Annotated in this window: 26 protein-coding genes, 2 tRNA genes and 1 riboswitch; of the genes, 15 read left to right on the plus strand and 13 right to left on the minus strand. The window is 67.9% G+C overall.

The features are described 5' to 3' along the window. Positions 1 to 71 precede the first annotated feature (71 nt). Positions 72 to 1,376, plus strand: a complete 1,305-nt coding sequence (locus ACQP2T_RS14865; RefSeq protein WP_433516734.1) for a M50 family metallopeptidase — start codon at positions 72 to 74, stop codon at positions 1,374 to 1,376. 14 nt (positions 1,377 to 1,390) lie between these two features. On the opposite strand, the gene ACQP2T_RS14870 is transcribed toward ACQP2T_RS14865, so the two are convergent. Next, positions 1,391 to 2,575: an aminotransferase class V-fold PLP-dependent enzyme gene (locus ACQP2T_RS14870; RefSeq protein WP_433516735.1), complete on the minus strand. Its 1,185-nt coding sequence runs from the start codon at positions 2,573 to 2,575 to the stop codon at positions 1,391 to 1,393. A 34-nt stretch (positions 2,576 to 2,609) separates the two neighbouring features. Continuing rightward, positions 2,610 to 4,064: an aminopeptidase P family protein gene (locus ACQP2T_RS14875; protein ID WP_433516736.1), complete on the minus strand. Its 1,455-nt coding sequence runs from the start codon at positions 4,062 to 4,064 to the stop codon at positions 2,610 to 2,612. 231 nt (positions 4,065 to 4,295) lie between these two features. On the opposite strand from ACQP2T_RS14875, the gene ACQP2T_RS14880 reads away from it, so the two are divergent. Both ACQP2T_RS14880 and ACQP2T_RS14885 read left to right on the plus strand, forming a co-directional pair. Further along, positions 4,296 to 5,828: a serine hydrolase domain-containing protein gene (locus tag ACQP2T_RS14880; protein WP_433516737.1), complete on the plus strand. Its 1,533-nt coding sequence runs from the start codon at positions 4,296 to 4,298 to the stop codon at positions 5,826 to 5,828. 34 nt (positions 5,829 to 5,862) lie between these two features. Next, a complete protein-coding gene (locus ACQP2T_RS14885; protein ID WP_433516738.1) occupies positions 5,863 to 6,645 on the plus strand; it encodes a MerR family transcriptional regulator in 783 nt (260 codons plus the stop codon). 20 nt (positions 6,646 to 6,665) lie between these two features. Here the strand turns inward: ACQP2T_RS14885 and ACQP2T_RS14890 are convergent, their stop codons facing one another. From ACQP2T_RS14890 to ACQP2T_RS14900, 3 genes are all read right to left on the minus strand, one after another. Then, positions 6,666 to 7,631 (minus strand): coiled-coil domain-containing protein, encoded by a 966-nt coding sequence (locus tag ACQP2T_RS14890; protein WP_433516739.1) that lies wholly within the window; start codon positions 7,629 to 7,631, stop codon positions 6,666 to 6,668. Positions 7,632 to 7,635: 4 nt separating this feature from the next. After that, positions 7,636 to 7,776, minus strand: a riboswitch (cyclic di-AMP (ydaO/yuaA leader). A gap of 69 nt (positions 7,777 to 7,845) precedes the next feature. Beyond that, positions 7,846 to 8,916, minus strand: coding sequence for a galactose-1-phosphate uridylyltransferase (gene galT / locus ACQP2T_RS14895; RefSeq protein WP_433516740.1), 1,071 nt, complete (start codon positions 8,914 to 8,916; stop codon positions 7,846 to 7,848). Next, positions 8,913 to 9,692, minus strand: a complete 780-nt coding sequence (locus ACQP2T_RS14900; RefSeq protein WP_357644708.1) for a DeoR/GlpR family DNA-binding transcription regulator — start codon at positions 9,690 to 9,692, stop codon at positions 8,913 to 8,915. The genes galT and ACQP2T_RS14900 overlap by 4 nt, the downstream gene beginning before the upstream one ends. Before the next feature lie 129 nt (positions 9,693 to 9,821). On the opposite strand from ACQP2T_RS14900, the gene ACQP2T_RS14905 reads away from it, so the two are divergent. Beyond that, positions 9,822 to 9,899 (plus strand): 50S ribosomal protein bL37, encoded by a 78-nt coding sequence (locus tag ACQP2T_RS14905; RefSeq protein WP_372455117.1) that lies wholly within the window; start codon positions 9,822 to 9,824, stop codon positions 9,897 to 9,899. Between the two features lie 55 nt (positions 9,900 to 9,954). On the opposite strand, the gene ACQP2T_RS14910 is transcribed toward ACQP2T_RS14905, so the two are convergent. After that, positions 9,955 to 11,268: a TrpB-like pyridoxal phosphate-dependent enzyme gene (locus tag ACQP2T_RS14910; protein WP_433516741.1), complete on the minus strand. Its 1,314-nt coding sequence runs from the start codon at positions 11,266 to 11,268 to the stop codon at positions 9,955 to 9,957. A 15-nt stretch (positions 11,269 to 11,283) separates the two neighbouring features. Next, positions 11,284 to 11,919 (minus strand): uridine kinase, encoded by a 636-nt coding sequence (locus ACQP2T_RS14915; RefSeq protein ID WP_433516742.1) that lies wholly within the window; start codon positions 11,917 to 11,919, stop codon positions 11,284 to 11,286. Between the two features lie 584 nt (positions 11,920 to 12,503). Here ACQP2T_RS14915 and ACQP2T_RS14920 point away from each other — a divergent pair. Next, positions 12,504 to 13,112 (plus strand): hypothetical protein, encoded by a 609-nt coding sequence (locus ACQP2T_RS14920; RefSeq protein WP_433516743.1) that lies wholly within the window; start codon positions 12,504 to 12,506, stop codon positions 13,110 to 13,112. Positions 13,113 to 13,220: 108 nt separating this feature from the next. Here ACQP2T_RS14920 and ACQP2T_RS14925 read toward each other — a convergent pair. Next, positions 13,221 to 13,291, minus strand: a tRNA-Gly gene (locus ACQP2T_RS14925). 89 nt (positions 13,292 to 13,380) lie between these two features. On the opposite strand from ACQP2T_RS14925, the gene ACQP2T_RS14930 reads away from it, so the two are divergent. Next, positions 13,381 to 13,457: transfer RNA gene (locus ACQP2T_RS14930), tRNA-Pro, on the plus strand. Between the two features lie 54 nt (positions 13,458 to 13,511). Here the strand turns inward: ACQP2T_RS14930 and ACQP2T_RS14935 are convergent. From ACQP2T_RS14935 to ACQP2T_RS14945, 3 genes are all read right to left on the minus strand, one after another. Then, positions 13,512 to 14,339 (minus strand): hypothetical protein, encoded by an 828-nt coding sequence (locus ACQP2T_RS14935; RefSeq protein ID WP_433516744.1) that lies wholly within the window; start codon positions 14,337 to 14,339, stop codon positions 13,512 to 13,514. A 250-nt stretch (positions 14,340 to 14,589) separates the two neighbouring features. Then, on the minus strand, positions 14,590 to 14,868 hold the full coding sequence (locus tag ACQP2T_RS14940) for a hypothetical protein (RefSeq protein WP_433516745.1): 279 nt from the start codon (positions 14,866 to 14,868) through the stop codon (positions 14,590 to 14,592). Positions 14,869 to 15,689: 821 nt separating this feature from the next. After that, positions 15,690 to 16,232, minus strand: coding sequence for a hypothetical protein (locus tag ACQP2T_RS14945; protein WP_433516746.1), 543 nt, complete (start codon positions 16,230 to 16,232; stop codon positions 15,690 to 15,692). A gap of 58 nt (positions 16,233 to 16,290) precedes the next feature. On the opposite strand from ACQP2T_RS14945, the gene ACQP2T_RS14950 reads away from it, so the two are divergent. The 4 genes from ACQP2T_RS14950 to ACQP2T_RS14965 all read left to right on the plus strand — a co-directional run bounded on the left by ACQP2T_RS14950 (position 16,291) and on the right by ACQP2T_RS14965 (position 19,976). Continuing rightward, on the plus strand, positions 16,291 to 16,866 hold the full coding sequence (locus tag ACQP2T_RS14950; protein ID WP_433516747.1) for a hypothetical protein: 576 nt from the start codon (positions 16,291 to 16,293) through the stop codon (positions 16,864 to 16,866). A 472-nt stretch (positions 16,867 to 17,338) separates the two neighbouring features. Beyond that, positions 17,339 to 17,827 carry a SigE family RNA polymerase sigma factor gene (locus ACQP2T_RS14955; RefSeq protein ID WP_433516748.1) on the plus strand — a complete coding sequence of 163 codons (489 nt, stop codon included), beginning with the start codon at positions 17,339 to 17,341 and terminating at the stop codon, positions 17,825 to 17,827. After that, on the plus strand, positions 17,824 to 18,564 hold the full coding sequence (locus tag ACQP2T_RS14960) for a hypothetical protein (protein WP_433516749.1): 741 nt from the start codon (positions 17,824 to 17,826) through the stop codon (positions 18,562 to 18,564). The genes ACQP2T_RS14955 and ACQP2T_RS14960 overlap by 4 nt, the downstream gene beginning before the upstream one ends. A gap of 62 nt (positions 18,565 to 18,626) precedes the next feature. Continuing rightward, a complete protein-coding gene (locus ACQP2T_RS14965; protein WP_433516750.1) occupies positions 18,627 to 19,976 on the plus strand; it encodes a M1 family metallopeptidase in 1,350 nt (449 codons plus the stop codon). A gap of 6 nt (positions 19,977 to 19,982) precedes the next feature. Here ACQP2T_RS14965 and ACQP2T_RS14970 read toward each other — a convergent pair whose 3' ends face one another. Together ACQP2T_RS14970 and ACQP2T_RS14975 are read right to left on the minus strand one after the other, a co-directional pair. Further along, positions 19,983 to 20,816, minus strand: coding sequence for a M48 family metalloprotease (locus ACQP2T_RS14970; protein WP_433516751.1), 834 nt, complete (start codon positions 20,814 to 20,816; stop codon positions 19,983 to 19,985). Between the two features lie 145 nt (positions 20,817 to 20,961). Next, the gene (locus ACQP2T_RS14975) at positions 20,962 to 21,423 is read right to left on the minus strand and encodes an ATP-binding protein (protein WP_433516752.1); all 462 of its coding nucleotides are present in this window, start codon (positions 21,421 to 21,423) and stop codon (positions 20,962 to 20,964) included. Between the two features lie 248 nt (positions 21,424 to 21,671). Here ACQP2T_RS14975 and ACQP2T_RS14980 point away from each other — a divergent pair, with 248 nt between their 5' ends. From ACQP2T_RS14980 to clpX, 5 genes are all read left to right on the plus strand, one after another. Further along, a complete protein-coding gene (locus tag ACQP2T_RS14980) occupies positions 21,672 to 22,538 on the plus strand; it encodes a helix-turn-helix domain-containing protein (RefSeq protein WP_433516753.1) in 867 nt (288 codons plus the stop codon). Between the two features lie 169 nt (positions 22,539 to 22,707). After that, positions 22,708 to 24,093: a trigger factor gene (gene tig, locus ACQP2T_RS14985; protein ID WP_433516754.1), complete on the plus strand. Its 1,386-nt coding sequence runs from the start codon at positions 22,708 to 22,710 to the stop codon at positions 24,091 to 24,093. Positions 24,094 to 24,267: 174 nt separating this feature from the next. Beyond that, the gene (locus ACQP2T_RS14990) at positions 24,268 to 24,900 is read left to right on the plus strand and encodes a ClpP family protease (RefSeq protein ID WP_219539080.1); all 633 of its coding nucleotides are present in this window, start codon (positions 24,268 to 24,270) and stop codon (positions 24,898 to 24,900) included. A 76-nt stretch (positions 24,901 to 24,976) separates the two neighbouring features. Next, complete coding sequence (locus ACQP2T_RS14995; RefSeq protein WP_250905857.1) at positions 24,977 to 25,534, plus strand: ATP-dependent Clp protease proteolytic subunit; 558 nt, start codon at positions 24,977 to 24,979, stop codon at positions 25,532 to 25,534. 174 nt (positions 25,535 to 25,708) lie between these two features. Further along, complete coding sequence (gene clpX, locus ACQP2T_RS15000; protein WP_225292608.1) at positions 25,709 to 26,992, plus strand: ATP-dependent Clp protease ATP-binding subunit ClpX; 1,284 nt, start codon at positions 25,709 to 25,711, stop codon at positions 26,990 to 26,992. Positions 26,993 to 26,999 lie beyond the last annotated feature (7 nt).

Raw genomic sequence — 26,999 nt, forward strand, 5'->3', positions numbered from 1 at the left:
CCATCGAGGTGTGATGACTTCGACTACTCTGGGGCTGTCGGGACCTTCTGTCTGCCCTGGAGCGGGACTAGATGAACTGGCTTTACCTCGCGGGGATCGTGGTCTTCCTGATCGGGCTGATGGCGTCTGTCGCGTTGCACGAGCTCGGCCACTTCGTGCCCGCCAAGATCTTCGGTGTCAGGGTGCCCCAGTACATGGTCGGCTTCGGCTCGACCGCCTGGTCCATCCGGCGAGGTGAGACCGAGTACGGCATCAAGTGGATCCCGCTGGGCGGCTACATCCGCATGATCGGCATGCTGCCGCCGCGGCCCGGCGACGATCCCACCAAGCTCAGGGGTTCCTCCACCGGCCCGTTCCAGGGGCTCATCGAGACCGCCCGCGACGCGGCGCAGGAAGAGGTGCGGCCGGGCGACGAGGAGCGGGTCTTCTACCGGAAGAAGTGGTGGCAGAAGGTCATCATCATGTCCGGCGGCCCGTTCATGAACTTCGTGCTGTCGTTCATCCTCTTCTCGGTCCTGCTCGTCGGCATCGGCCTGCCCGCGCTGACCCCGGTGGTCTCCCCGCAGACCAACACCTGCGTGATCCCGATCAGCGAGCAGCGCACCGACTGCCGCGCCTCCGACCAGCCGACGCCCGCCGCCAAGGCCGGCATGAAGCCCGGCGACCGGCTCGTCTCCTTCGGCGGCCAGAAGATCGCCTCCTGGGACGACGCCACCCGCCTGATCCGCTCGCACGGCGCCGGTCCCGTCGCCGTCGGCATCGTCCGCGACGGCAAGCCGATGACCCTCAACGTGACGCTCATCGCCCAGGACCGGCCCTCGCCCACCGACCCGAAGAAGATCGACAAGAACGTCGGCTTCCTCGGCGTCATGCCCACCGAGGTCATGGAGCAGCAGAGCCTCGGCGTCGTGATCGGCTACATGGGCCAGCTCACCGGCCGGGTCGCCGACTCGCTGCTGAACCTGCCGCAGAAGATGGTCGGCGTGTGGCACGCCGCGTTCTCCGGCGACAAGCGCGACCCTGAGGGCCCGGTCGGCGTCGTGGGCGCCGGACGCATGGGCGGCGAGATCCTCTCCTCCGACCTGTCGGGAGAGAAGAAGGTCGCCTTCCTGGTGAACCTGCTGGCCGGTTTCAACCTGGCGATCGGCATGTTCAACCTGATCCCGCTGCTGCCGCTCGACGGCGGTCACATCGCGGGCGGCCTCTGGGAGGGCCTCAAGCGCGCCTACGCCCGCGTCACGCGGCGTCCCGAGCCCGCGTACGTGGACATCGCCAAGGTGCTGCCGCTCACCTACGCCCTGGCCTTCGTCATGATCATCATGGCCGGCCTGCTCGTCTACGCCGACCTGATCAACCCGCTCACGCTCACCGGCTGACCGGCCGGCGGTTGTCAGGGTCGGCAGGAGCTCAGCGTCGCGCACAGGGTGTCGATCTCCTCGTCGGTGTTGTAGTAGTGCACCGATGCCCGCACCACGGCGGGGAGATCGCGGGCGCCCAGGTCGTAGCGGGCGGAGGTGACCGCTGAGACGCTGGTGTTGATGCCTGCCGCTGCGAGATGACGCTGGACGTCGGCGGCGGGCACGCCGTCGACGGTGAAGGTGACGATGCCGCACAAGCGCCGGCCTCGGTCTCGGACGGTCACTCCGGGCAGTTGCGCGAGCCGGTCCCGCAGTCGTACGGCGAGGGCGGTCACCCGGTCCTCGATCGCTTCGATGCCCCAGCTCAGGGCGTAGTCCACGGCCACGCCGAGGCCGATCTTGCCCGCTTGGTTGGTCTCCCAGTTCTCGAACCGGCGGGCGTCGGGGCGGATTTCGTACGTCTGCGCGTCGGTCCAGGTGGCGGCGTGCAGGTCGAGGAAAGGCGGCTCCAGCATCTCGATGAACCGGTCGGAGACGTAGAGGAAGCCGGTGCCGCGTGGCCCGCGCAAGAACTTGCGCCCGGTCGCCGACAGCATGTCGCAGCCGATGTCCGCGACGTCGACGGGCAGTTGCCCGACGGACTGGCAGGCGTCGAGCAGGAACGGGACGCCGGCGGCGCGGGTCAGCCGGCCGATCTCGGCCGCGGGGTTGACCAGGCCGCTCTGGGTCGGCACGTGGGTGACGGCGACAAGTTTGACGGCGTCGTCCAGGCGCCGCTCCAGATCCATGATCGACAGTTGACCGTGCTCGTCGTCTTCGACCACCTCGACCTGGGCGCCGGTGCGGCGGGCGACCTGGAGGAAGGCGATGACGTTGCTGGCGTACTCGGCGCGGGAGGTCAGGATGCGGTCGCCCGGCCGGAAGCGCATCGCGTAGAAGGCCATGTCCCAGGCGCGGGTGGCGTTCTCGACCACGGCGACCTCGTGCGGCCGGCAGCCGATCAGGCGGGCGATCGACTGGTAGACGGCGTTCACCTTCGGGGCCGCGGCCGCGGCGGCCTCGTATCCGCCGATCCGCGCCTCCAGCTGAAGGTGATCGATGACGGCGTCGAGCACCGGCGCCGGAGCGAGTGCCGCGCCGGCGTTGTTGAGATGTACGACGTTGGCGCACCCGGGGGTCTCCTGGCGGGCGCGGGACACGTTCACTGGTACCGGCATGGCACTCCTACTCGCGTTGGTCATAGTGAGGTACTCAGGGCAGGCGAGGGCCGGCGTCTCGCTGGTCGGCGAGCCAGGACTCCAGCTCGTCGGCTCGCCGTGGCAGGCCGGCGGACAGGTTGACCGCGCCCTCGGCGGTGACCAGGACGTCGTCCTCCAGCCGGATGCCGACCCCGCGCAGCTCGGCCGGCACCAGGTCGTCGTCGGGCTGGAAGTACAGCCCCGGTTCGACGGTCAGCACGTTTCCCTCACTGAGCTCGCCCTCGCGATAGTGGTCCGGGCGGGCGGCGGCGCAGTCGTGCACGTCGATGCCGAGCATGTGGCCGAAGCTGTGCAGCGTCCAGCGCCGGTAGAGCATGGAGCCGGGGTCCATCGCCTCGTCGGCGCTCACCTGTAGGACGCCCAGCTCCACCAGGCCCTCGGCGAGCACGCGCATGCAGGTGAGATGGACGTCGGCGAACCGCACGCCGGGTTTGACGGCCTCCAGGCCGGCCTGCTGGGAGGCGTGGACGATGTCGTAGACCGCGCGCTGGAGCGGGGAGAAGGTCCCCGAGACGGGCAGGGTACGCGTCACGTCGGCGGTGTAGAGGTGGTTGTTCTCCACGCCCATGTCCATCAGCAGCAGTTCGCCGGGTGCGGTGCGGCCGTCGTTGCGCTTCCAGCACAAGATCGTGGCGTGCGGACCGGCGCCGACGATCGAGCCGTATCCGACGTCGTTGCCGTCGTGGCGGGCCCGCAGGCCGAAGACGCCTTCGATGAGGCGCTCGGACACGCCGCGGTCGGCCGGCAGCGCGCGGGCGACGTCCTCGAAGCCGCGGATGGTGGCCTCGACAGCGTCCCGCAGTTGGGCGATCTCCCACTCGTCCTTGACGAGTTTCAGCTCGGCGATCGTCGCCGCGAGCTCACGGTCCCGGGCGTCCACGGCGGGCACGGCCGCGTCGACCCGGGGGTCCAGGCCGCGCAGCACGCGGGTACGGCCGGGCGCGCAGCGGGCCAGGGCGGCGTCGAGGTCGGCGAGCGGGGCCGTTTCGATGACCAGTTCGGCGCTCTTCTCCGCCAGGGTACGGCGGCGGCCGGCCCACAGTTCGCCATCCCGGTCCCGGAAGAACTCGTCGGTCTCGCGGGAGGAGCGCTGCCTGGTGTACAGGACGACGTCGTGGCCGCTACCGGCCGGCCGCAGGACCAGCACACCGTCAGGGTCGTGATCGCCGGTGAGGTAGGCGAAGTCGCTTCCTGGGCGGAAGGGATAGAGCGTGTCATTGGCGCGCACCTTGCTCGGCCCGGTGGGGATGACGAGCGTTTCCCCGGGGTAGGTGGCGGACAGCGCGGCACGGCGCCGGGCGTAGTGGGGCGTCGCCGGACGGGCTCGTACCTCGATCGGATGGTCTTGCCAGCCGGTCCGCATGAACTCCAGCAGCTTGTCCGGGAAGTCGGGGTCGTGCGACGCCGTACGCGCCGTCGCGAAGTGGCTCTCGCCTCGGTTCGACATCAACGCCTCCAATCCTGCGTGCTCACCTTCGTGAGCACGCGATTGGTAGTATGTACTATTGCATGCTATTTGCAACAGCGACTTCATGGCATTAAATGCGAGACGCGGCTGCCCTCCTCGACGCAGCTGTGAGCCAGATCACGGTTGAGGTTGACCTTGGGTCAGGGTGGAAGCTCGGCGCAGCGGCACGACGCCGCCCCGGACCTAACACACTCGAAGGATCGAACCACCATGACGATCACCCTTTCCGACCAGGACAAGAGCACCCTGCGGACCGCCGCGTACGGCGCCGTGTCGCTGATGGCCGCCGCCGGCGCCGCCGGCATGCCCCACAAGATGGCCGCCAACGGCAGCATCGCGCTGGGCTCGGCCACCGGTCTGATCGGGCACGTGCTCGCCGACCATCCCAAGGGCAAGGACCTGGCCGGCAGGTCCGTGGCCGAGATCGCCGACCGCGTGCTGCCGGCCCTGACCGCGGCCATGAGCCTGCTGGGGAAGCAGGACCCGGCCGAGGCCGACAACTTCCGCGGCGCCGTTCTCATCGCCGTCGAAACCGCCCGGATTCACCAGGACCAGCCGAGCCCTGCCGCGGCCGAGATGGCCCGCAAGATCACCGCAGCCCTCGACGCCGCCAGGGCAGCCGCCGCAGGCAGCGGGGCCGGGCAGGATCGCCCGGAGCTGCGGAAGGCGATCGAGGAGATCGTCGATTCCGGATTCGTCGGGGTGTCGCTGCGCGTGCACGATGAGCGGGGCGAGTGGGCCGGCAGCGCCGGGGCGGCCGAGCTGGGCGGGACCGCCAAACCCCCGATCAACGGACATGTCCGGATCGGCAGCACCACCAAGACCTTCACCGCGACCCTGGTGCTGCAACTGGTGGCCGAGGGCAAGGTCGAGCTGGACACCCCGGCGGCGCACTACCTGCCCGAGTTCGGGCTTGACGAGCGGATCACGGTGCGGATGCTGTTGCAGCACACCAGCGGGCTGTTCAACTTCAGCGGCGAGGTCTACGACGACGGGACGGTCGTCATGGGGATCCCCATCCCCTACGGCACCACGGGCAAGGAGTGGGTGGACAACCGGCTCAAGACCTACCGGCCGGAGGAACTGGTACGTCTGGCGTTGTCCAAGCCCGCGCGGTTCGAGCCGGGCACGGGCTGGAGCTACTCCAACACCAACTACGTGCTGGCCAGGCTGCTGATCGAGAAGGTCACCGGCCGTTCGGTCACCGAGGAGCTGCGCCGGCTGATCCTGGAGCCGCTCGGGCTGTCGGGCACCATGGTGCCCGACGCCTCACCGGAGATCCCCGCGCCGCACGCCCACGCCTACTACCGGTACGAGGACGCCGGTGAGCAGAAGACGATCGACATCACCCGCCAGAACCCCTCGTGGATCTCCGCCGGTGGTGACATGATCTCCACCCTCCAGGACCTCCACACGTTCGTCTCCGCGCTGCTGGGCGGCAGGCTCCTGCCGGCCCCGCTGCTGGCCGAGATGTGCGCCCCGCGCCCGACGGGCATCCCGAACATGGACTACGGCCTGGGAGTGTTCGTGGTGACCACGGACGGCGGCACGGTCATCTCCCACAACGGCGCCGCCGTGGGCCACGCGGCGCTGATGTCCAGCACACCTGACGGCAGCAAGACCCTCGTCGCCGCACTGAACTGCGTGGACGACGCCGACCTGTCCATCGCGGCGGCATTCCAGAACGCTCAGCAACGGCTCCTCAACGAGGTGTTCGGTGGTGGGCAGGCCGATCCGGCTTAGTCGCCGAGCTGGAGTACAAGGCAGGATTTGGCAGATGAACGGAGTCACGATCGGGCAGGCGGCGGCATTCGTCGATGTCACGGTGAAGACGGTGCGGCACTACCACAAGCTCGGCTTGGTGAAGGAGCCGGAACGCGACAGCTCCGGCTACCGGAGATACGGATCGGCCGAGTTGTTGCGGCTTGTGCAGGTGCGGACGCTGGCCGCCGCCGGGGTGCCCTTGGCCGAGATCGGGTCCCTGCTCGACGCTGACCCCGCGTTGTTCGCCGCCGCGCTCGCCGACGTCGAGCGGCAGCTCGACGATCGGATCGAGGAGTTGATCGCGCGGCGTGACACGCTGCGCCGGCTCGCCGACGGTGACCGGGCGCTGCTGCCCGACCGTGCTGTGGCGCTGCTGGAGCGGCTGTCCGGCCTCGGCTTCTCCGCGGCGGACGCGGCGGCCGCGCGGGAGGGCTGGGTGCTGGCCAGGGCCCTGGTCCCCGAGGGCTTCGACGACTACCTGTCTCATCTCGAGCATGCCCTCGAAGACACCCGGTTCGTCGCCTTGATCAAGCGTGGCGCCGAAGCCGCGGACTGGGAACCGGACGATCCGCGCATCGCCGAGCTCGCCACCGCGATGGCCGACCACTTCCTCGCCAATCCCGCACACCTGAAGATCGTGACCGGCCTGCAAGCCCGCACCGAGGCCGCGACCCGATACGAGCTGATCGCCCATCACGGCGAAGAGCGGGGATCGGCCGCGGCCCAGGGGATCGCGCTCGTCGAGACCAAGCTCCGCGCCGCCGGTGTCCGCATCCCCAGACCAGGCACCCACTGACCGCGCCCGGCCGGGCAGATCTAGAACATCGAGATGTGCACGTGGTCGAGGTGGTTCTGGGTGATGCTGCCGCGGTCGGACATCGAGCTCCACCCCGAGCCCTGGTTGATGCGCTGCTTCCAGATCACGTACTTGACCCCGAGCTTGTCCTTGTTCTCCAGCGCCCAGGCCGCCACGCGGTCGCCGAGTGCCTGGTTGGCCGCGCTGGGCATGCTGCCGCCGGTGCTCATCATGAAGTCGCACGCGCGCCCCAGCGGGTGCTCGCCGCCGCCGCCGTCCGAGCGGAAGCAGCCCACCTCGTACGGCAGCGCGAAGTCCTTCTGGATCAGCCCGCGGATCACCCGCATCCGGGCGGTGATGTTGTCGGTGCCTGAGGGCAGTTCGGGCGCCCAGCTGCCGTCCGAGCGGCGGCCGGGGCCGAACGGGATGAGGCCCTTCAGCTTCTTCTGGATGTCCTTGATGACGCCCTGCGCGTCGTCCCGCTGCTTGGCCACGTTGGCCGCGTCCTCGCGGATCTTCGCCTCCAGGGCGGTCGCCTGGTCCGCGGCCGCCTTCTTCTCGTCACGGGCGGTGGCCACGCCCTGCACGACCGCCTGTTGCTCGGCCGCGAGGTGGTCCAGCAACGCCGCGCTGGAGGCATCGGTCGGCAGAGTGAGGTTCGGCAGCGCGCCGGTGCCGTTCTGGTACTGCAGGCGCGCGAGCTCGGTGACCCGTTTCTGGGCTGTGACGAGCTGGGCCTCCGCCGTGGCCAGCCGTTTCTTGGTCGTTTCCGAATCCTGCTTGGCCTTGGCGAGTTCGACGCGCTTGAGGTTGTAGGTCTCGATGAGCTTGTCGACCTTCTTGTCCAGCTGCTTCAGTTCCGCGCGGAGCTGGGCCTCGCTGGGCTTGGGGGCGGCGGCGGCGGGCGTGGCCGTGAAGGCGCCGAAGGCCATGGAAGCGGTGGTGATGAGAGTGATGGCGAGACTCGAGGGGGACGCAGCCGCCACGAAGGGTTCCTCTCCCTATGCCGGCCGGGTTAGCTGACGGGTTCGGGCAGGGAGATGCCGCCTTACCACCTGAGTGGATTCACCCCAAGACGCGATGGGTCCCCGGCTCCCGGGCCACGCACCCGGGATTAGGCCAGCACCGACCGTTTCGGCCGGCGCTGAAAAGGGATATTAGTGGTAAATCCAAGGTCATGCGACTCCAAGCGGAAACCAATTAGAGATCTACCTGTGATTTAAGCATGCGTGCGGCTTCCTCCGGCAGGACATCGTTGACGAACGCGCCCATGGCCGACTCCGAGCCCGCCAGATACTTGAGTTTCCCGGGCGCCCGTCTGATGCTGAACAGCTCCAGGTGCAGATAGGCCAGGTCACGATCCTGCCGCACCGGTGCCTGGTGCCAGGCCGAGATGTACGGCATGGCGACGCCGAACAGCCCGTCGAGCGCCCGCAGCACGGAGGTGTAGAGCGGGGCGAAGGCGGCGCGTTCCTCCTCCGACAGCGCGGCCAGGTCCGGCACCTGCCGGTGCGGATAGACGTGCACCTCGAACGGCCAGCGGGCGGCGGCGGGCACGAACGCCGTCCACAGCTCGTTGGCCGCCACCACGCGCACCCCGGCGGCCCGCTCGGCCGCCAGCACGTCGGCGAAGAGGTTGCCGCCCCGATGCCGGGCGGCCGCGCCGAGCTGGAGCTTGGTCCGCGGGGTCACGTACGGGTAGGCGTAGATCTGCCCGTGCGGGTGTGGCAGCGTGATGCCGATCTCCTCGCCCCGGTTCTCGAAGCAGAACACCTGCTCGACGCCCTCGATCGCGGACAACTCGGCCGTACGGTCGGCCCACGCCTCCATGACCAGGCCCACCTGCTCGTCGGAGAGCCGCGAGAACGACGACGAATGCTCAGAGGTGAAGCACACCACCTCACACCGCCCCACCCCCGGCCGGACCTCACTCAGCCCCCCGACGTCCCCGTAAGTCCCGAAATTTCCGGAAAACGAGGGGAAGCGGTTCTCGAACACCGCCACGTCATAGTCGTACGCCGGGATCTCCGAAGCCCTCGTCTCGGACGACGGGCACAGCGGGCACTCGTCGGCAGGGGGCAGGAACGTACGCGTCTGGCGGTGCCCCGCCATCGCGATCCACTCCTCGGTGAGCGGGTCGTAGCGCAGCTCCGACGCCATCGGCCTGGGGTCGAGCGCCCGCCGGTCGATCGCGCTCCGGTCGGCGTCGTCGCGCCGGTCGAAGTAGATCAGCTCTCGGCCGTCGGCCAGGTGGGTGATGGTGCGTTTCACTGCGAGTCCTCCGCGATGATCAGTTCGCCGGCGCGTTCGCCCAGCTCCATGCGTGCTTCCTCGGGCAGCCCCGAGTCGCTGATGACCGCGTCCGCCTCGGTCAGATCGGCGATCGTGCTGATGCCGACCGTGTTCCACTTGGTGTGGTCGGCCGGGATGACCAGCCGGTGCGCCGCGTGCACCAGCTCCCTGTCGGTCTCCGACTCCAGCAGGTTGGGCGTGGTGAACCCGGCCCGCACGCTCATCCCGTGCACGCCGAGGAACAGCGTGTCCACGTGCAGCCGCCGGATCGCGGCCACCGCGACCGGGCCGACGAGGGCGTCGGACGGCGTGCGCACGCCGCCGGTCAGCACGACCGTGCGGTCGGCGCGCGGGTTGCGGTGGAAGACGTCGGCCACCGGGATCGAATTGGTGATGACCGTGAGCTCGGGCACCGAGATGAGGTGGTGGGCCAGGGCCCAGGTGGTGGTCCCGGCCGACAGTGCGACCGCGGTGCCGGGCCGGACGAACTGGGCGGCGCGGCGCGCGATGGCCTCCTTCTCCTGCTGCTGGCGGGCGGACTTGGCGGTGAAGCCCGGCTCCTCGGTCGAGCCGGGACCCAGCGCGGTCGCGCCGCCGTGCACCTTCTCCAGCAGCCCGCGCTCGGCGAGCACTTCGAGGTCGCGGCGGACCGTCATGTCGGAGACGCCGAGCTCGCGAACGAGGTCGGCCACCCGAACGCCGCCGCTGCTGCGCACGCGTTCGAGAATCGCCTGCTGGCGCTGCTGTGCGAGCACGCCCCCGCTCCTTCCAACAGATTCCACCAAATTATGACACGACTTTGTTGGGGAATGTTAGGTCGTACGGGTTGTGCGGTAGACCACAGCGCGAGACGTTGGGAAGCGGACCGATCACTGGAGGTATCCATGGCGAAGCGATCACGCAAGACCAAGGCGCGCAAGAAGAAGAAGGCCAACCACGGCAAGCGCCCGAACGCGAACTGACGGCCGGGCCCGGCCGCGGTGAGCTCCGTTCGTTCACCCCGGCCGGTGCGACGGCTCAGCTCGGGAGGCCGTGCAGGGCCTCGTCGATGCGCTCCTGCGGGAGCGGGTAGTCCTCCATGCTCCCCGACAGGTAGCGGTCATAGGCGGCCAGATCGAAGTGGCCGTGCCCGCACAACGCGGTCAGGATCACCTTCTCCTCGCCGCTCTCCCTGCACCGCAGCGCCTCGGCGATGGTCTCGGCCAGCGCGTGCGTCGGCTCGGGCGCGGGGACGATGCCCTCAGTACGGGCGAAGCGCACACCAGCCTCGAAGCACTCGGTCTGTGACCTGGTCACCGCCTCGAACAGGCCCAGCTCGTACATGTGCGACAGCAACGGCGACATGCCGTGATAACGCAGCCCGCCCGCGTGGATCGGGTCGGGCACGAACCCGTGGCCCAGCGTGTGCATCTTGAGCAGCGGCGTGAAGCCCGCCGCGTCGCCGAAGTCGTAGGCGTAGACGCCCCGCGTGAACGACGGGCACGCCTCGGGCTCGACGGCGCGCAGCGTGACGTCGAGGTTGCCGGCCAGCTTCTCGCGCAGGAACGGGAAGGTGAGCCCGGCGAAGTTCGAGCCGCCTCCGGTGCAGCCGATGATCAGGTCCGGCATCTCCTCCAGCTGGGCCAGCGCCTCCTCGCCGATGACGGTCTGGTGCATGAGCACATGGTTCAGTACCGAACCGAGCGCGTAGCGGGCATCCGGGTTCGCGCCGGCCACCTCGACCGCCTCGCTGATCGCGATGCCGAGGCTGCCGGGCGAGCCGGGGTCGTCGGCCAGCACCTTGCTGCCCGCACCGGTCATGGCCGAGGGGCTGGCGTGTACCGTCGCGCCGTACACCCGCATGAGCGAGCGCCGATAGGGCTTCTGATCGTAGGAGGCGCGGACCATCCAGATCTGGCACTCCAGATCGAACTGCGCACACGCGAACGCCAGCGCCGACCCCCACTGTCCCGCTCCGGTCTCCGTGGTGAGCAGCCGTACGCCTTCGCGGGCGTTGTAGTACGCCTGGGGGACGGCGGTGTTCGGCTTGTGGGACCCGGCGGGGGAGACGCCCTCGTACTTGTAGTAGATCCGCGCGGGCGTGCCGAGGGCCTTCTCCAGCCGGCGTGCCCGGATCAGCGGGGTCGGCCGCCAGAGCCGGTAGACATCGAGCACCTCCTGAGGAATGGGGATGTACCGCTCGGTGCTCACCTCCTGGCCGATCAGCTCCATCGGGAACAGCGGCGCCAGGTCATCAGGCCCCACCGGCTGCCGCGTGCCCGGATGCAGCGGCGGAGGCGGCGGCGCGGGCAGATCTGGAACGATGTTGTACCAGTTGCTGAGAGTCACCATCTCAGTGTGCGCCGGTTACCGCTCGCCCTCAATCAGGACCGCCATACGCGCGGGATGGTCGGCGCGCACCGCCACGTCGGCGGACCGCAGCGGCTCGGCCTCCCGCTCGTAACGCGCGTAGGCGGGCAGCCGCCACCGCTCGTCCTCCTCGGTCATGCGCCCCAGCGCCCCCTCGGACAGCCACAGATGCGCACTCACCTCGAACGGCAGCCCGCGGCCCAGCAGCAGCGTCCCGTCGAGCAGCAGCACAGCCCCCTGAGGCAGCGTCTGGTACGGCAGGCGGTACGCGCGGTCGGCCCGGCTGTCCCAGAGCGCGGGCAATACCTTGCCGGTCCCCTGGGGCCCCAGAGGCCCGAGCACCTCCCGGGTCAACCCTCCGGTGTCGAGCCAGTCGTCGTAGAAGACGTCGGGGTCCGTCCGGCCGTACTCGAGCCTGAGGGACGCGGGCCGCAGGAAGTCGGCGGCGGACACCCGCAACACGGCCCGGCCCCGCGTCCTGAGCGGCGCGACCAGCTCGTCCGCCAGCCGTTCGGGATGGGCGGGCGGGGCTCCGTCGACGGCGACCCGCGCGTAGGAGTCGCGCGGCAGGCCCGCGATCCGCTCGGCCAGCTCCTCGACCAGGGCCTCTCGGGAGATCGCTCGCGCACGCATCAACCCGAGCGTACGCGCTCACCCAAGGCCTGCGCGCTCACCCCGTAACCGCTCAGGCGGCGCCGGGGCCGCTGGGCCGTTTCCGGGGCCAGTCGGGCGGTCGCGGGACCGCTCAGGTGGGCCTGGGACCGCCCAGGCGGTGGTTGGGGCCACTCAGGCGGTGCGAGGGTCTTTCACGCGGTGCCGCGTGGCCACGTGGGCCCGTCGTCCTGCCTGGCGTGCCGCCCTCGGCGCACGCAATCGGGGCACACAGGTTCCCGCCGCGACCGAGCCGGGGCTTCCGGCGCGGGCTCACGCTGTGTACCTGCGGGAGCTGAGGTGTCGGAGTCGACCAGGAACATCGTGACGCGTTCCGGGTCGTAGCCGAAGGTGCGTTTGCAGCCGTAGCACCGGCCTATCGTCGTGATCCCTTTGTCCGCCATGCGGCCTCCCTATCGGGCACGCCCGGTACCGAGATCAAGAGCGTAACCGAGCTTGACTCACGAAGTGCGATAACAGCCGAAACCACCACAAGATCCTCAGGAACGGACCGCGTAGGCGGGAGGCCTGACGCGCGCACTCGCATGATGGCTACGTTGCTCGATATGAGCGACAGAACAAGATCACTTACCCTGGCGGACGTAGCCACGACATTGGACATGATCCTCGACGCGCTCGGAGCCGCGGACATCAGCCCGGCGTATCGCGTGTGCGGCACAAGCGCCGCACTCCTGCAAGGAGTCCCACTCCGCGCTGGGGACATCGACATCCTGCTCGCCGGCCGAGAAGACGTGGAAACATTCGCCGCGGCGCTCTCCTCGTTCCCCTGCCTAAATGCCGCCTCATGGTTCCCGGAATCTTCGCAATACTTCACCAGGTTCGCGGTGAACGGCGTCGAAGTGGAGCTCAGCACCGTCGAGCGGCAAGTCGATTCGGACGGTTGGGAATGTGTGGGCAGCGGCCCCTGGCAGCATTACGTCCTGGTCACCTGTGGTTCTCACCAGGTGCCGGTAGTCCGGCTGGAACTCCGGTTGGTCACGGAGCTCCTACGAGACCGGGCTGATCGATACGACCCGCTCCTCGACCACATGGGCACGCACGGGTTCGATTCCGCTCTGTTGCAACGGTCGATGAACGCCCACCGCATCCCCGCTGACCGCCGGCGTCAGGTCGAAGACCGCCTCGCGCGCTCTTCCCACGGCACCCCGTCCTGACGCTTCCCGTCTGCCTGGACGTGGCGCCCGGTCGCACAACGGGCAAAACAGAACGAAGATCACAAAGGCCAGGCTCCCGTACGGGATGACCTGGCCTTTTGTCGTGAGAGCGGACGACGGGAATCGAACCCGCGTAGCTAGTTTGGAAGACTAGGGCTCTACCATTGAGCTACGTCCGCGCGAACCGGTCGAAGTCTGGTCTAGACTTCATCCGGTCGTCAGGGCGTAAGCGTACCGGAGTCCCGGAGCGTGTGCGTACCCGGCGAGACGGGGCGTGGCGCAGCTTGGCAGCGCGCTTGCTTTGGGAGCAAGAAGTCGCAGGTTCAAATCCTGTCGCCCCGACCAGCTCGATGGCCACTTCCGATTCGGAGGTGGCCATCTGAGTGACCGGCTGGGTGACTAGGCCCCAGGGGATCCGCGCCACTCGAACCAGACACGGGGAAGGCGCTTGCGAGCGTCCTCCAGAGCCTCGGGCGTCCGTGCGCGGATATTGATGGTCGCGACACTGCCTGGGCGGTGCCACCACGACCGCTCAACACCTGGTGGCAACTCTCCGCTGTTCATGTGAGGGCTGAGGCACACCAATAGGTTGTCGTCCGCGTACCACCGACTGCCTGGCGCGCACGGTGATGACTCACTCGGATATGAGGGCAGGGGAAGAAGCTGGAACATCCGGTCCACGAGGGGAACCTCGTCCCGGCGGAGTTCGCCTCCAATGCCCAGGTCGCATTCGGTTCCGTAGGTGTTGTAGAGCGACTCGGTCAGGACCAGTTCGATGCAGTCAAGGGAGAGCCGTTCCATCCACGCGATCCCACGGATCCCGTGATCCTCGCAGCCGCAACTGGGGAGATGCACCACTGGCGGGTCGTCCAGGTGGAGATCGGCGAGCCGGACACCGCATTCCCACACGCCCTGGTTCTCAACGTGATGTGAGAGCAGATTCCATGGCTCGCAGACGCCGAGCTTGCTCAGCGGCTCCAGCCGGTGCATGGTGCCGCACAGGTCTTCGCGCAGCCCGAAGAGGGCGTACGCCTCTCTCAATGCGGTGGGAAGATGGAAGCCGAGGCGTTCCTCCGCAGCGGCGAGCTCGGAGCCGTCATAGCCGTCGCCGTCCCGGATTGGGGCCGACGACCACGCAGCGGCGAAGCCCCGGATGAACTCCCATGCGCCTCTCCGGTCGAGGATTCCGGTTGCAAGCGCCGAATGAAGATCGAAGTTCCCTGGCATCCAAGAATGGTAGATCGCAGGGAAGGAGCGGAACATCCGTTGGGCCGGGGCCTCCTCCAGCTCCGCACTTCGGTAGTCGTCGTTAGTGGCTGGGGCGATGCTTGCCGAGTTCGTCGGCCCTTGCCGCCGAGCTTGAACCGGATGAGGATGCACTGGCGCTATCGACACATTGTGCCTGGCTCTCTCGCCCTCATCTCCCGACAGCCCCACGTGCCCGGTGTAGAGCGACGTACCTCCCCATGCACGGCGCCTACTCCCAGGAGGAACGGTCGGCGTTCAACTTCGCGTATAAGACCGGGTCGAGCGCGAGCCCCTGCTCGAACAGCGGCATGACGTTGCCGTACAGGCGTGCGGCGTCTGCTGGGACGGCGAGCCCGTACCGTTTGGCGACGGTCTGCGAGTCGATGACCGCATGCGTGGCTCTCGCCAGTACGTCGGCCGCTGCCGGATTCTCCTGCCTACAGTCTTCGAGATCGTCTTTGTCGATGAAGTCGCGGCTGACTTCTGCGGATGCCTGGAATACCAGCAAGTTAGCGTTCTGCGCTCGCCGGAGCCGGAGAAGGTGGATTGCCTTACGCGCCATGAGGAGCGACGTAGCGATCCTCTTGTAGGCGAGTCCGCACTTCTTGCCTAGCGGCGGCGCCTTTGCTGGGGACGGCGACGGCTTGGCCGAGGTCGTGATTGATTGCGGCTGGTTGGTCGGCAGCGCGGCCGAGCACCCAGTGAGAAGGCAGGCGGTCACCAGAGCAGGTAAGACCTGCACGCGAGAGGCACGCATCATCGAGTCCTCTGGCTCGGGGAGAGTAGACGATCTGTTAGACGACTGAGCGTGACCGCTGGTTGTCGCAGAGTGCCGTTTCTAGTGCGGGTCTGCCTGCTGTCATAGGATTCGTCCGAACTGATGTTCTGTCTGGAGAAACATCATGTCCCGACTTCGACCTGCCACGTCGGTGAGCACGAACGTGTGCTCCTCACACCCGTGGCGATGACGGGTGGGTGACAAACTGAGTGACAGGGCGGACGATCATGGACGTTGACGGACGCCGGACGTTGGCCGCGTCCAACTCGGTGCCTGCCGGTGGACGCGAACATCGGACCGTGCTCCGTCCATGAGTCTCCTTGCTTGCTGACCCATGCGGCCCGCAGCTCCAGCAGGACGTTCACGCATCTTGCGGGCAGCGCGAGGGTCCTTCCTGGGCTTCCGGGTCTTCGCGTCCCCTCCGGCGCGTACTGAGCGCGGCACAGCCACGCACGGAGGCGCCGGAGGGGTAGCGCTGGGCGTTATCCCGGTCGTCGAGCAGGCGATGGCCGCCCAGCGCGGGTGTTCCGGCTGGCCTCCTTCGCCACCGGCTACGGGGTGGACTGACCGGTGTCTCCCGGCGGGGTGTCATCGGTGGCGGGGTGTTCGCTGCGCCGCCTGCGTCCGTGGTACTCCGGGTCAGGGTCGCTCTCCGCCGGGGCGAAGGGGTCGAACGGGGAGGTCTCCGGCAGGTTGACGACGCTGTTGCCTGGTTCGGAGCTGAAGAGCGACTCCAGGGGGCTGGGAGCGAGGGGCTCGAATGGCGGAGTCCACGCGGCGGTCTCCTGGGGGTCCGTGGCGGAGCCGAGTACAGGCGAACGCGGGTTCTCCTGTCCGTAAGGTGCGCCAGGTAGGACATTTTCCTGTTGGCCGGCGGCGGCCTCGATGACGTCCAGGAGTTGCCGCCTCCACCGGTCGCCCTCGTCGGGCTCGGCGGTGCTGTGGTGAGGGCCGGGCGTGGATGGGATGGGTTCCACGTATCCGGCGGTGGCCAAGCGGTTCCCGCGGCGGGCCTTGGCCACGAGCACTGCGAGCACAGCCAGCAGGGCCGCCACGACCACCACGGCCGAGGTGACCATCGTTGGAGTGGACAAGCTCGGCAGTGGGTTGGTGACCGCGGCGTTGAAGTGTGTGGGGAGTGCTTTTTGAGCCATGGTGCTGGACGCCGTCGGCGTGGCAGCGGTGTCCTCCGCAACAGAGAGATCGGTTGTGGAGGTCTCGGCCGGCATGGGCGAGGACGAAGTGGTGGTCGTCGCGTCGGTGGAGGTGGCGGTCGGCTCGGCTTCGGAGGTGGCCGCGGCTGACGGCGACTCCGACGTCGTGGCGGTATTCGTGGGCGAGCCGGATGCCGTGGGGGTGGGGGTGGGGGTCGGCGTAACGGTGGGGGTGGCTGACGGTGAGTCAGACGATGTAGGGGTGGCGGTGGGGGAGGAGGAGTCCGACGCGGTGGCGGTGGGCGTGGAGGAAGGCGTACCGGGGGTGGGGGTGGCAGTCGGTGCGTCTGAAGTCGGCCGTGGAGTGGCTGTGGCTGAAGACGCGTCGGATGCCGAGGTGGGTGTGTCTGGGGAGGGTGTCGGTGCGGTCGCGGATGGCGGCGTGTCCGAGACCTGGGTCGGCTCAGGTGTGGGGCCGGTCGCGCTCGGCGATGGGTTGACGCCCTCGTGGTGGGAGCCGTTTCGGCTGGTGCCGTCTTCGTCGGGGCTCGCTGGGCCGGTCGGCTTCTCCTGAGTGCCTTGGCGGTTCTCGTGAAAGTCCTGGCGGCTTTCGGTATCCATAGGCGGTTGCTGAGAGGGCCGGCCCGCGTGGTCATCGGCTGCTTGTGGAGCGGTCGGGACAGTTTGGTGCGTCATGGAGTGGTGGGACCTCCGGGACGAGGCCGGATTTACCCATACAGATCCTGACAGAAGTGATTACTAAGGACTGATGTGGCTAAACCGGAAGCTTGTGGTAGGGCGAGGGTACCTCGCCATTTCCGCAGGTCAAGTGCCCTTCAAGAGGCGGTTGGAGACTCCGTCGAGAGTAAAAGCCCAGGTCAAGGGCGGTGTCGGAAATGTCGTATAACGGGAACTATGCGCAGAAAGATCTACTAACTTGCGTAGCTCCCCATGAGCCCGATGAGGGCCACGGTCGGGTGATCGCTGGCCTAAATACCTGTCGCGGCTGTCATCCGGTTCAGGCCCCCGGCGAGTAATGAACGGTGATGGATGGATTCGCGGAGTATGTGACAGCCCGGTCGGGCCGGCTGCGCCGTATCGCCTACGTGCTCACCGGCGACTGGGCCACAGCCGATGACCTGGTGCAGACCACCCTGGCCAGAGCATGGCAGGCGTGGCGCCGCATCAAGGGCGATCCCGACCCGTACGTCTACCGCATCCTGACCAACACGCACGCCTCCTGGTGGCGCAGACGATGGCGCGGCGAGGTGCCCACCGAGTCGCTCCCCGACGCGACCGCCCACGGCGACTTCGCCCGCGAGCTCAGTGAGAAGGACGCGCTCTGGACGGCGATCAGAGCGTTGTCGGACCGTCAGCGGGCGGTCATCGTCCTGCACTACTTCGAGGACCTGACGCTGCCGCAGTGCGCCGACGTGCTCGGCTGCTCTCTGGGCACGGTGAAGACCCAGCTCGGGCGGGCGCTGACGCGGCTGCGAGTGCATCCGACGATCCAGCTGATGGGGGTGGAGCAATGAACCATACCGAAGATGATCTGCGCGAGCTGCTCGCCGAACGTACGACGTACGGACCCGGAGGGGAGATGGACGTGGCCGAGATCGTACGGAGAGGCAGACGCGGCCGGTTCGCCCGGTGGAGCGTGGGCGCGGTGCTGGCGGGGGCCGCCGCGACCGCCGTGGTGTGGGTGCTGCCGGGGGCGGTGACGGGCCCGGCGCCCGCACCGGCGGCCCAGTTCGTCGCGTCGGCCAACCCGTCGAGCGCGGCCTCCGCGCTACCGTCGCGCGTGCCCGATCCGCCGGCCACCCTGGACGGCCTGACCAGGATCTGGGCTGTGATGAACTCGATGTCCGCGACCGGAAAAGACCTCAAGATCAAGCCGACCAGCCACGCCGCGACCGTGGCCGTCATCTGTGCGAACCCGCGGTCATGGGTGGTCACGGCCGTCAAGGGCAGCCGCGCGGGGCAGGTCAGCCGGTGCGAGGGCGGCATGGTCCGGCACACCTACAACCGGCGGTCGCTCCCCTCCGGATGGTTGGACCGGAACCAGTCCATCCGCGTGTGGGTCTTCCCTCCCACCGAGCTCATCGGACAGGCGTCACTGGACGGCTGCGCCGTGGCCGACAAGCGGAAGGGGACCTGCAACGGCAGGTACGCGGCCCAGGAGCTGATCAGGTACGACGTCGCCCTGGAATTGGCCGCCGACCTGGGAGCCAGGCCTGGCATGTGGTCCGCCGGGGTCTACGACAAGATCTGAGGGAAATGACGCTTACCAGGAGTTCTATATCGCCATAAAGCATGACGTACTACCGTGGCGCGGTGCATTCGATCATTTCCCTCTTACTCACCGCGGCGGTAGCCGTGCCGGGCGCACCCGACAAGGGGCTCTCGGAGCCGGTGGCGGACCCGGTCTACCCCGCCTACGGCAACCCCGCGATCGACGTCCTCCACTACGGGCTGAAGCTGGACTGGAAGCCGTCCAAGCGCCTGCTCACCGGTACGGCCCGGCTCACCGTCAGAGCCGTCAAGAAGATAGACAAGATCTCGCTCGACTTCGGCCGCGCGTTGCGCGTGGACGGGGTGACGGTCGCCGGGAAGACGGTCAAGGCCCGGCACCCGGGCGACCGCCTGGTCATTCCACTGGCGATGGCGGCGGGCAAGCGGGTCGAGGTGTCCGTCCGCTATCACGGGGTTCCCAAGCCCATACGCACGGGGCAGTACCGATCGGACACGAGCAAGCTCGGCCTGCGCGCGGCCGCCGACGGGTCGGCGTGGGCGCTGCAGGAGCCGTACGGGGCCTTCACCTGGTTCCCCGTGAACGACCACCCGTCCGACGAGGCCCGCTATGACGTGGCGGTCACGGTGCCGCGCGGGTGGGCGGCGGTGGCGCACGGGCGCTTCGAAGGCCGTAAGGGGAACACCTACCTCTGGCGGTCGACCGAGTCGGTGGCCAGTTACGTCACGCTGCTCGCCATCGATCGCTACCAGCGCTTCGACGCCAAGGGGCCGCGCGGCATCCCGATCACGTACTGGCTCCGCCGGGGTGACCGGAAGGAGTACCTCCCCGTCGTACGCCAGACGCCGGCGATCCTGCGCTGGCTGGAGAAGCGGCTGGGCCCCTACCCCTTCAACAGCGCGGGCGTGGTCGTCACCAGCGACTCCGGGATGGAGACCCAGCAGATGGTGACGCTGGCCCCCGAATTCCTCACCGCCAACGTGGTGGCGCACGAGATGGCGCACCAGTGGTTCGGCGACGCGGTCACGCCCCGGACCTGGCGAGACGTCTGGCTGAACGAGGGCTTCGCGATGTACTTCGAGTGGGCGTGGTACGCCGAGCACGGCGGCTCGAAGCTGGAGACCTACCTCAAAGACGCTCGGGCGCTCGACGGGAGGCTGCGCAACCAGTTCGGGCCGCCGGGGCACTACCAGGCGAGCGCGTTCGGGGCGAGCAACGTGTATTACGGTCCCGCGCTGATGCTGCACGAGATCCGCAAGCGGCTCGGGGACGAGCGGTTCTTCGCGACCCTGCGCGCCTGGGTGCAGGAGCACAAGGGGACCACGCAGGACCGGGCGTCGTTCGTGAAATGGCTGAACGAGCGGACGGGTGACGACTTCACCGCCCTGGTCGACGACTGGCTCGACTCGCCGACCACACCGACCGCTCAGTAATAGGGACTACCCCATGAGCCGCCGCACCCGTACGTGCACGTGCGGGTGCGTGGCCATCAGGGAGCCCTTCTTCGTACGGCAGGCCACCAGCCCCAACGCCGGCACCCCGCGCCGCAGGTCGGTCAGCGGGATGCCGTCCTCCGCGTGCACCTTGAGCAGCGCCGAGGCGAGCAGCCCCGGCTGGCCGAGCAGGTCGGCGGCGGCGCGGTCGGCGGCCAGCTCCCTGGAGCGGCTGAGCCAGCGCAGCGGCAGGTGCGCGAGGTAACTGGCCAGCCCCGCGGCGGCCCCGCCCGCCAGGATCGCCAGCCCGACGAACAGCCCGAAGGGGAACTCCTCGAAGAACAGCCCCGGAGCCTCCACCGCGGCCCGCCCTGTGCCCTTGGCGAACGCCGCCAGCGCGATCGCGAACGAGCTCGCCAGCGTCATCACCGCTACGTCCCGGTGCTGGATGTGCGCGATCTCGTGGGCGAGCACCGCCGTCAGCTCGTCGGCCTCCAGACGGGCGCGCAGCCCTTCGGTGACGATGATCGTCGCGCTGCGCCGCGTGCGGCCGACCGTGTAGGCGTTCGGGGCGGGGGAGGGGCTGATCGCCAGCCGCGGCTTGGCCACGTCGCTCAGCGCGCAGAGCCGATCGAGTACGGCGTGCAGCTCGGGCTCCTGCTCGGCCGTGACGTACCGGGCCCGGGTCACCCGCCGTGCCAGTACCTCGGTGTACCACCACTGCGCGAGCAGGATGAGGGCCGCCCCGAGGGCGACGTACAGGACCGGAATCCCGATCAGCACCAGACCGGCCAGTACGGCCGAGTAGATGGCCGCGAGCAGGGCCATGGGGATGAGCATGCGCACCTTGGAACCTCCAGCCGACGACGTTGGGCCGGAAGGTCTCCCTCGCCACACAGGGCCCACCTGACCGGGCCGCGCGGGCCGTCATGACGATCAGGCGTGTTCGGAGGTACTCCCCTTCACTCCAAGAAAGGGTAATAAATCAAGAGTCAGTACGGAAGAGGGCCCACACGGCTTTGCCGCCACGAGCCAGCGGGTCCCAGCCCCAGCATTGGCTGTAGGTCTCGACGATGTAAAGGCCACGCCCGTTCTCGGAGATGAAGTCGGGCTCCTTGGGCGTGGGAATCTTGTCGCTCGGGTCGGCCACGGCCAGCAGCACGTGGGGGACGACCCGCATCAGCAGCAGCTGGATCTCCCGCTGGCCACGCGCGTACATCGCGTACCTGACCGCGTTCGTCACCAGCTCGGACACGACCAGCGCGGCGTCGTCGCCCAACTCCGGCAGGCCCCAGCCGCGTAACGTGGAACGGGTCACGTCCCTGGCGGTCTTCACGGAGTCGGCCTGGAAGGGCAGCGGACACGAGGTCGTGTACGGCTTGCCCGAGCTCAACAGGCTGTCGAACCCCACTTCACGGGTGATCTGCAGGCAATCGGCAGTGGCCAAAGGGTCCTCCACCATCCCGCCGATACCTCCCGATTGTTCCTGGGTTCGTGCATGTTTGGCCCAATATGCACTAGGCCATCATGGATCACGATCCCCGGCCGCTGCAAGACCCAAATGCACGTGCATGTGCAATGTGCAGCAGCATGAGCGGCTACGGGTAGGGGTATCCGAATCGGACACCAGGTTGAGACCTTGTCATACCCGGCAATGTGGTGTCACTGTGTGTGCGGACCTTGATAGGAGGCAGAGTGACGCAGAACCAGCCGGGTTCCGGCCCTACGGCGCTGCGCATCCTCCTGGGCTCCCAGCTGCGCAGGCTCAGGGAGGGGAAGGGCGTCACCCGCGAGGAGGCAGGCCACCTCATCAGGGGCTCCGAATCCAAGATCAGCCGCATGGAGCTGGGGCGCGTCGGCTTCAAGGAGCGCGACGTGGCTGATTTGCTGACCCTTTACGGGGTAGTGGACACCCAGGCGCGCGCAGCCGTACTCGACCTGGTGGCCACGGCGAACGAGCCCGGATGGTGGCACCGGTTCAACGACATCCTGCCCACGTGGTTCCAGGCCTATGTCGGCCTCGAAGAGGCCGCGGCCAGGATCAGGACCTACGAGGTCCAGTTCGTTCCGGGGTTGTTACAGACCAAGGAATACGCCCGGGCGGTCGTCACGGCAGGCTCGGCCGGCATCGGCGCGGAGGAGATCGCCCGCAGGGTGGACCTCCGGCTCGAACGCCAGCGCATGCTCGACCGGCCCGACGGCCCGGTCTTCTGGGCGGTCATCGACGAGGCCGCGCTACGCCGCCCCATCGGCGGCGCCGAGGTGATGCGGGCCCAGCTCGAACACCTCATCGACCTGATGCGCCAGCCCAACATCACCATCCAGGTCATGCCGTTCAGCTTCGGGGGCCACAGCGCCGAGGGCGGCGCGTTCAGCGTCCTGCGCTTCCCCGACCACGACCTGCCGGACGTGGTGTACGTCGAGCAACTCGCCAGTGCCCTCTACCTGGACAAACGCGAGGACGTCGACCGCTACACCGAGGTGATGGAGCGGCTCTGCGCCGTGAGCACGACGCCGGACGAGACCATCGAGCTCCTGCGGGTGATCGCCGAGGAGTTCTGAGGGTCGTCACGTCGTTGTTGGGTACGCATCTACCCTAGACTGGCGAACGGCGCTTGGATCCCGCCAAGGCGGAGCATGCCCAGCGCCGCTCATGTGGGCGCGGCGCGTGAGCCGTACCAAATCTGGACGCGCCCGCGATCACTCGAAGCTTGATCAAGGAGACCACCCCGTGAAGACCGCTGTCGAGGAGCTCAGCCCGACCAGGGTGAAGCTCACTGTCGAGGTGCCGTTCGAAGAGCTGCGCCCGAGCCTGGATGCGGCGTACAAGAAGGTCGCGCAGCAGGTGCGCGTCCCCGGGTTCCGCCCTGGCAAGGTTCCGGCCCGCATCATCGAGCAGCGCTTCGGCCGCGCGGTGGTGCTGGAGGAGACCCTCAACGACGCGGTGCCCAAGCTGTACGGTCAGGCCGTCGACGAGGTCGACCTCTTCCCGGTCAGCCAGCCCGACATCGAGATCACCAAGATCGAGGATGGCGAGCAGGTCGAGTTCACCGCCGAAGTCGACGTCCGGCCCGCCTTCGAGGTCCCCGACTACGCGGGCATCGAGGTCACGGTCGACTCCGCCGAGGTCGCCGACACGGACATCGACGGTCAGCTCGACGCGCTGCGCCAGCGCTTCGCCACGCTGACCGGCGTCGAGCGCGCGGCGGCCGCCGGCGACTTCGTCGTCATGGACCTGCGTGCCGAGATCGACGGTGCCAACATCGAGGAGCAGCAGGCCAACGAGGTCTCCTACGAGGTCGGCGCCGGCTCCGTGCTGCAGGGCCTCGACGACGCCCTCGCGGGCATGTCCGCGGGCGACGAGAAGACCTTCAAGACCGAGCTGGTCGGTGGTGAGAACGCCGGTGAGGAAGCCGACGTCATCATCAACGTCAAGACGGTCAAGGAGAAGGTCCTGCCCGAGCTCGACGACGAGTTCGCCCAGCTGGCCAGCGAGTTCGACACGCTCGCCGAGCTGAAGGACAGCATCCGCGAGCAGGCCCGTCGCAACAAGCTGGTCGACCAGGTCGTCCAGGCCCGCGACAAGGCCCTCGACTCGCTGCTCGACAAGATCGAGATGCCGATCCCCGACAGCGCGCTCAAGGCCGAGGTCGACGCCCGCAAGCACAACCTCGAGCACCAGATCGCCGAGAGCGGGCTCAGCCGCGACGCCTTCTTCCGCCTCTACCAGACGACCGAGGAGGAGCGCTTCGCCGAGTTCGACAGCAGCTCCGCCAAGGCCATCAAGGTCGGGTTCGTCCTCGACAAGATCGTCAAGAGCGAGGACCTGGGCGTCTCCGAGCAGGAGCTGACCAACTTCGTCGTCCGCCGCGCCATGGAGATGGGCGTTCAGCCCAACCAGCTGGCCCAGCACCTGGCCGACAACGACCAGCTGACGCTGGCGATGGTCGAGATCGTCCGTGACAAGGCCAAGTCCGTCATCGGCGACGCCGCCAAGGTGGTCGACACCGATGGCAACGAGGTCGACCTCAAGGCCATCTACACCGAGATCAACGGTGAGGAGCCCACCGAGGAGCCGGCCGACGAGCCGGCGGCCGAGGAGAAGGCCGACGCCTAGCCCCAGAAACGGCACCAAGCCCCCGATCCGGACGGTTCGGGGGCTTCGCGCTGCTCTGGGCGGCCGTACCTGCGCCGTCAGCGAACAGTAGGCGGACCGGGCATGAGCTGTGTGCCTCGCGCGTTAGGGTCACAAGCAAAGCCAATCGATTACGACGCATCGGAAGGTGACGCTGTGACCAGCCCGCCGACCTTCTATCAGCCTGAGTCGCGAGGCCGTGAGAACGGCTCGTCCTTCCGGCTTGAGGACCAGCTTTACCAGCGCCTGCTGCGCGAGCGCATCATCGTGCTGGGGCAGGAGGTCAACGACGAGATCGCCAACCGCATCTGTGCCGAGCTGTTGCTGCTCGCGGCCGACGATCCCGACCGTGACATCTGGCTCTACATCAACTCGCCTGGCGGGTCGGTGACCGCCGGCATGGCCATCTACGACATGATGGAATATGTGCCCAACGACGTGGCCACGGTCGCCATGGGGCTGGCCGCCTCCATGGGGCAGTTCCTGCTGTCGGCGGGCGCGAGAGGCAAGCGCTACGCGCTGCCCCACGCGCGCATCATGATGCACCAGCCGTCCGGTGGCATCGGCGGCACCGCCGCCGACATCGCCATCCAGGCGGAGCAGATGCTCTACGTGAAGAAGACCCTGGCCGAGCGGATCGCGCAGCACACGGGCCAGTCGCTCGAGCAGATCGAGGCCGACTCCGATCGAGACCGCTGGTTCACGGCCGAAGAGGCCAAGGACTACGGCTTCATCGACAACGTCGTGCGCAGCGCGAGGCAGGTGCCCTCGCAAGGCGCCGTCTCCTAGGGGAGTTGAAGTGAACATCGAAAGCCGGTACGTTCTCCCCTCCTTCGTCGAACGCACGTCCTATGGCGTGAAGGAGATGAACCCGTACAACAAGCTCTTCGAGGACCGCATCATTTTCCTCGGAGTGCAGATCGACGACGCGTCGGCCAACGACGTGATGGCTCAGCTGCTGACGCTGGAGTCGCTCGATCCCGACCGTGACATCAGCATCTACATCAACTCGCCGGGTGGGTCCTTCACCGCCATGACGGCGATTTACGACACGATGCAGTTCGTCCGGCCGGAGATCCAGACCGTCTGCCTGGGGCAGGCCGCCTCCGCCGCGGCCGTGCTGCTGGCCGGCGGGACTCCCGGCAAGCGGTTCGCGCTTCCCAACGCCAGGGTGCTCATCCACCAGCCCTCCACCGAGGGTGGCGGCCAGGGAAGCGACATCGAGATCCAGGCCCGCGAGATCCTTCGCATGCGCTCCCTCCTGGAGGAGATCGTGGCGAAGCACTCCGGAAAGCGCCCTGCGGAAGTCCGAAAGGACATCGAACGCGACAAAATTCTCAACGCGGACGAGGCAAAGGCGTATGGTCTGATCGACGACATCATCCCGTCGCGGAAGAAACGAGCTCAGGCCGTCGCTTCCTGATGAGATGTGACGCACCGGAGCGCTGCCCAATAGGGCACGTTCCGGTGCGACTCGCCGCCAGGGGGCTCACTGAGGGCCCAGAAGACGGTAACGTCGAAACCTGAGCGGTTCGGACCCGGTCCGGAGGATACGGATCGCGGGAGCAGGGCGGTCCCACGCAAAGGAGTATCTGGGGTGGCACGCATCGGCGACGGGGGAGACCTGCTGAAGTGCTCTTTCTGCGGGAAGAGCCAGAAGCAAGTCAAGAAGCTCATTGCCGGTCCAGGCGTCTACATCTGCGATGAGTGCATCGATCTCTGCAACGAGATCATCGAAGAGGAGCTCTCGGAGTCCTCTGAGCTCAAGTGGGACAACCTGCCCAAGCCGAGGGAGATCTACGAGTTCCTCGACGCCTACGTCATCGGTCAGGACAAGGCGAAGAAGGCGCTCTCGGTGGCGGTCTACAACCACTACAAGCGGGTGCAGTCCGGCGACCGAGGCAGAGACGACGGTCTAGAGCTGGCCAAGAGCAACATCCTGCTGCTCGGCCCCACGGGTTCGGGCAAGACGCTGCTCGCGCAGACGCTGGCGAAGATGCTCAACGTGCCCTTCGCCATCGCCGACGCCACCGCGCTCACCGAGGCGGGCTACGTCGGCGAGGACGTCGAGAACATCCTGCTCAAGCTCATCCAGGCCGCCGACTACGACGTCAAGAAGGCCGAGACCGGCATCATCTACATCGACGAGGTCGACAAGATCGCTCGCAAGAGCGAAAACCCGTCGATCACTCGCGACGTCTCCGGTGAGGGCGTCCAGCAGGCGCTGCTGAAGATCCTGGAGGGCACGACCGCGAGCGTGCCGCCGCAGGGCGGGCGCAAGCACCCCCACCAGGAGTTCATCCAGATCGACACGACGAACGTGCTGTTCATCTGCGGCGGTGCCTTCGCCGGTCTGGAAAAGATCATCGAGTCGCGCATCGGCAAGAAGGGCATCGGCTTCAACGCCATCATCCGGTCGAAGGAAGAAGTCGATATGGCCGACATCTTCTCCGACGTGATGCCCGAGGACCTGTTGAAGTTCGGCATGATCCCCGAGTTCGTCGGCCGCCTGCCGGTCATCACCTCGGTGCACAACCTCGACCGCGAGGCGCTCATCCAGATCCTCACCGAGCCGCGCAACGCGCTGGTCAAGCAATACCGCAAGCTGCTCGAGCTCGACGGCGTGGAGCTGGAGTTCACCGACGGCGCGCTCGAGGCCATCGCCGACCAGGCGATCCTGCGCGGCACCGGCGCGCGCGGCCTGCGCGCCATCCTCGAAGAGGTGCTCCAGTCGGTGATGTACGAGGTGCCGTCGCGCCAGGACGTCGCCCGCGTGGTCATCACCCGCGAGTCGGTGCTCGAACACGCCATCCCGACGCTCGTACCCCGCGACCAGCTCGCCGCGAAACAGCAGCGCACGCCGCGGGAAAAGTCCGCCTGATCCTTCC

It is taken from the genome of Nonomuraea sp. CA-143628 (genome assembly GCF_050942315.1).
Lineage (GTDB): Bacteria > Actinomycetota > Actinomycetes > Streptosporangiales > Streptosporangiaceae > Nonomuraea.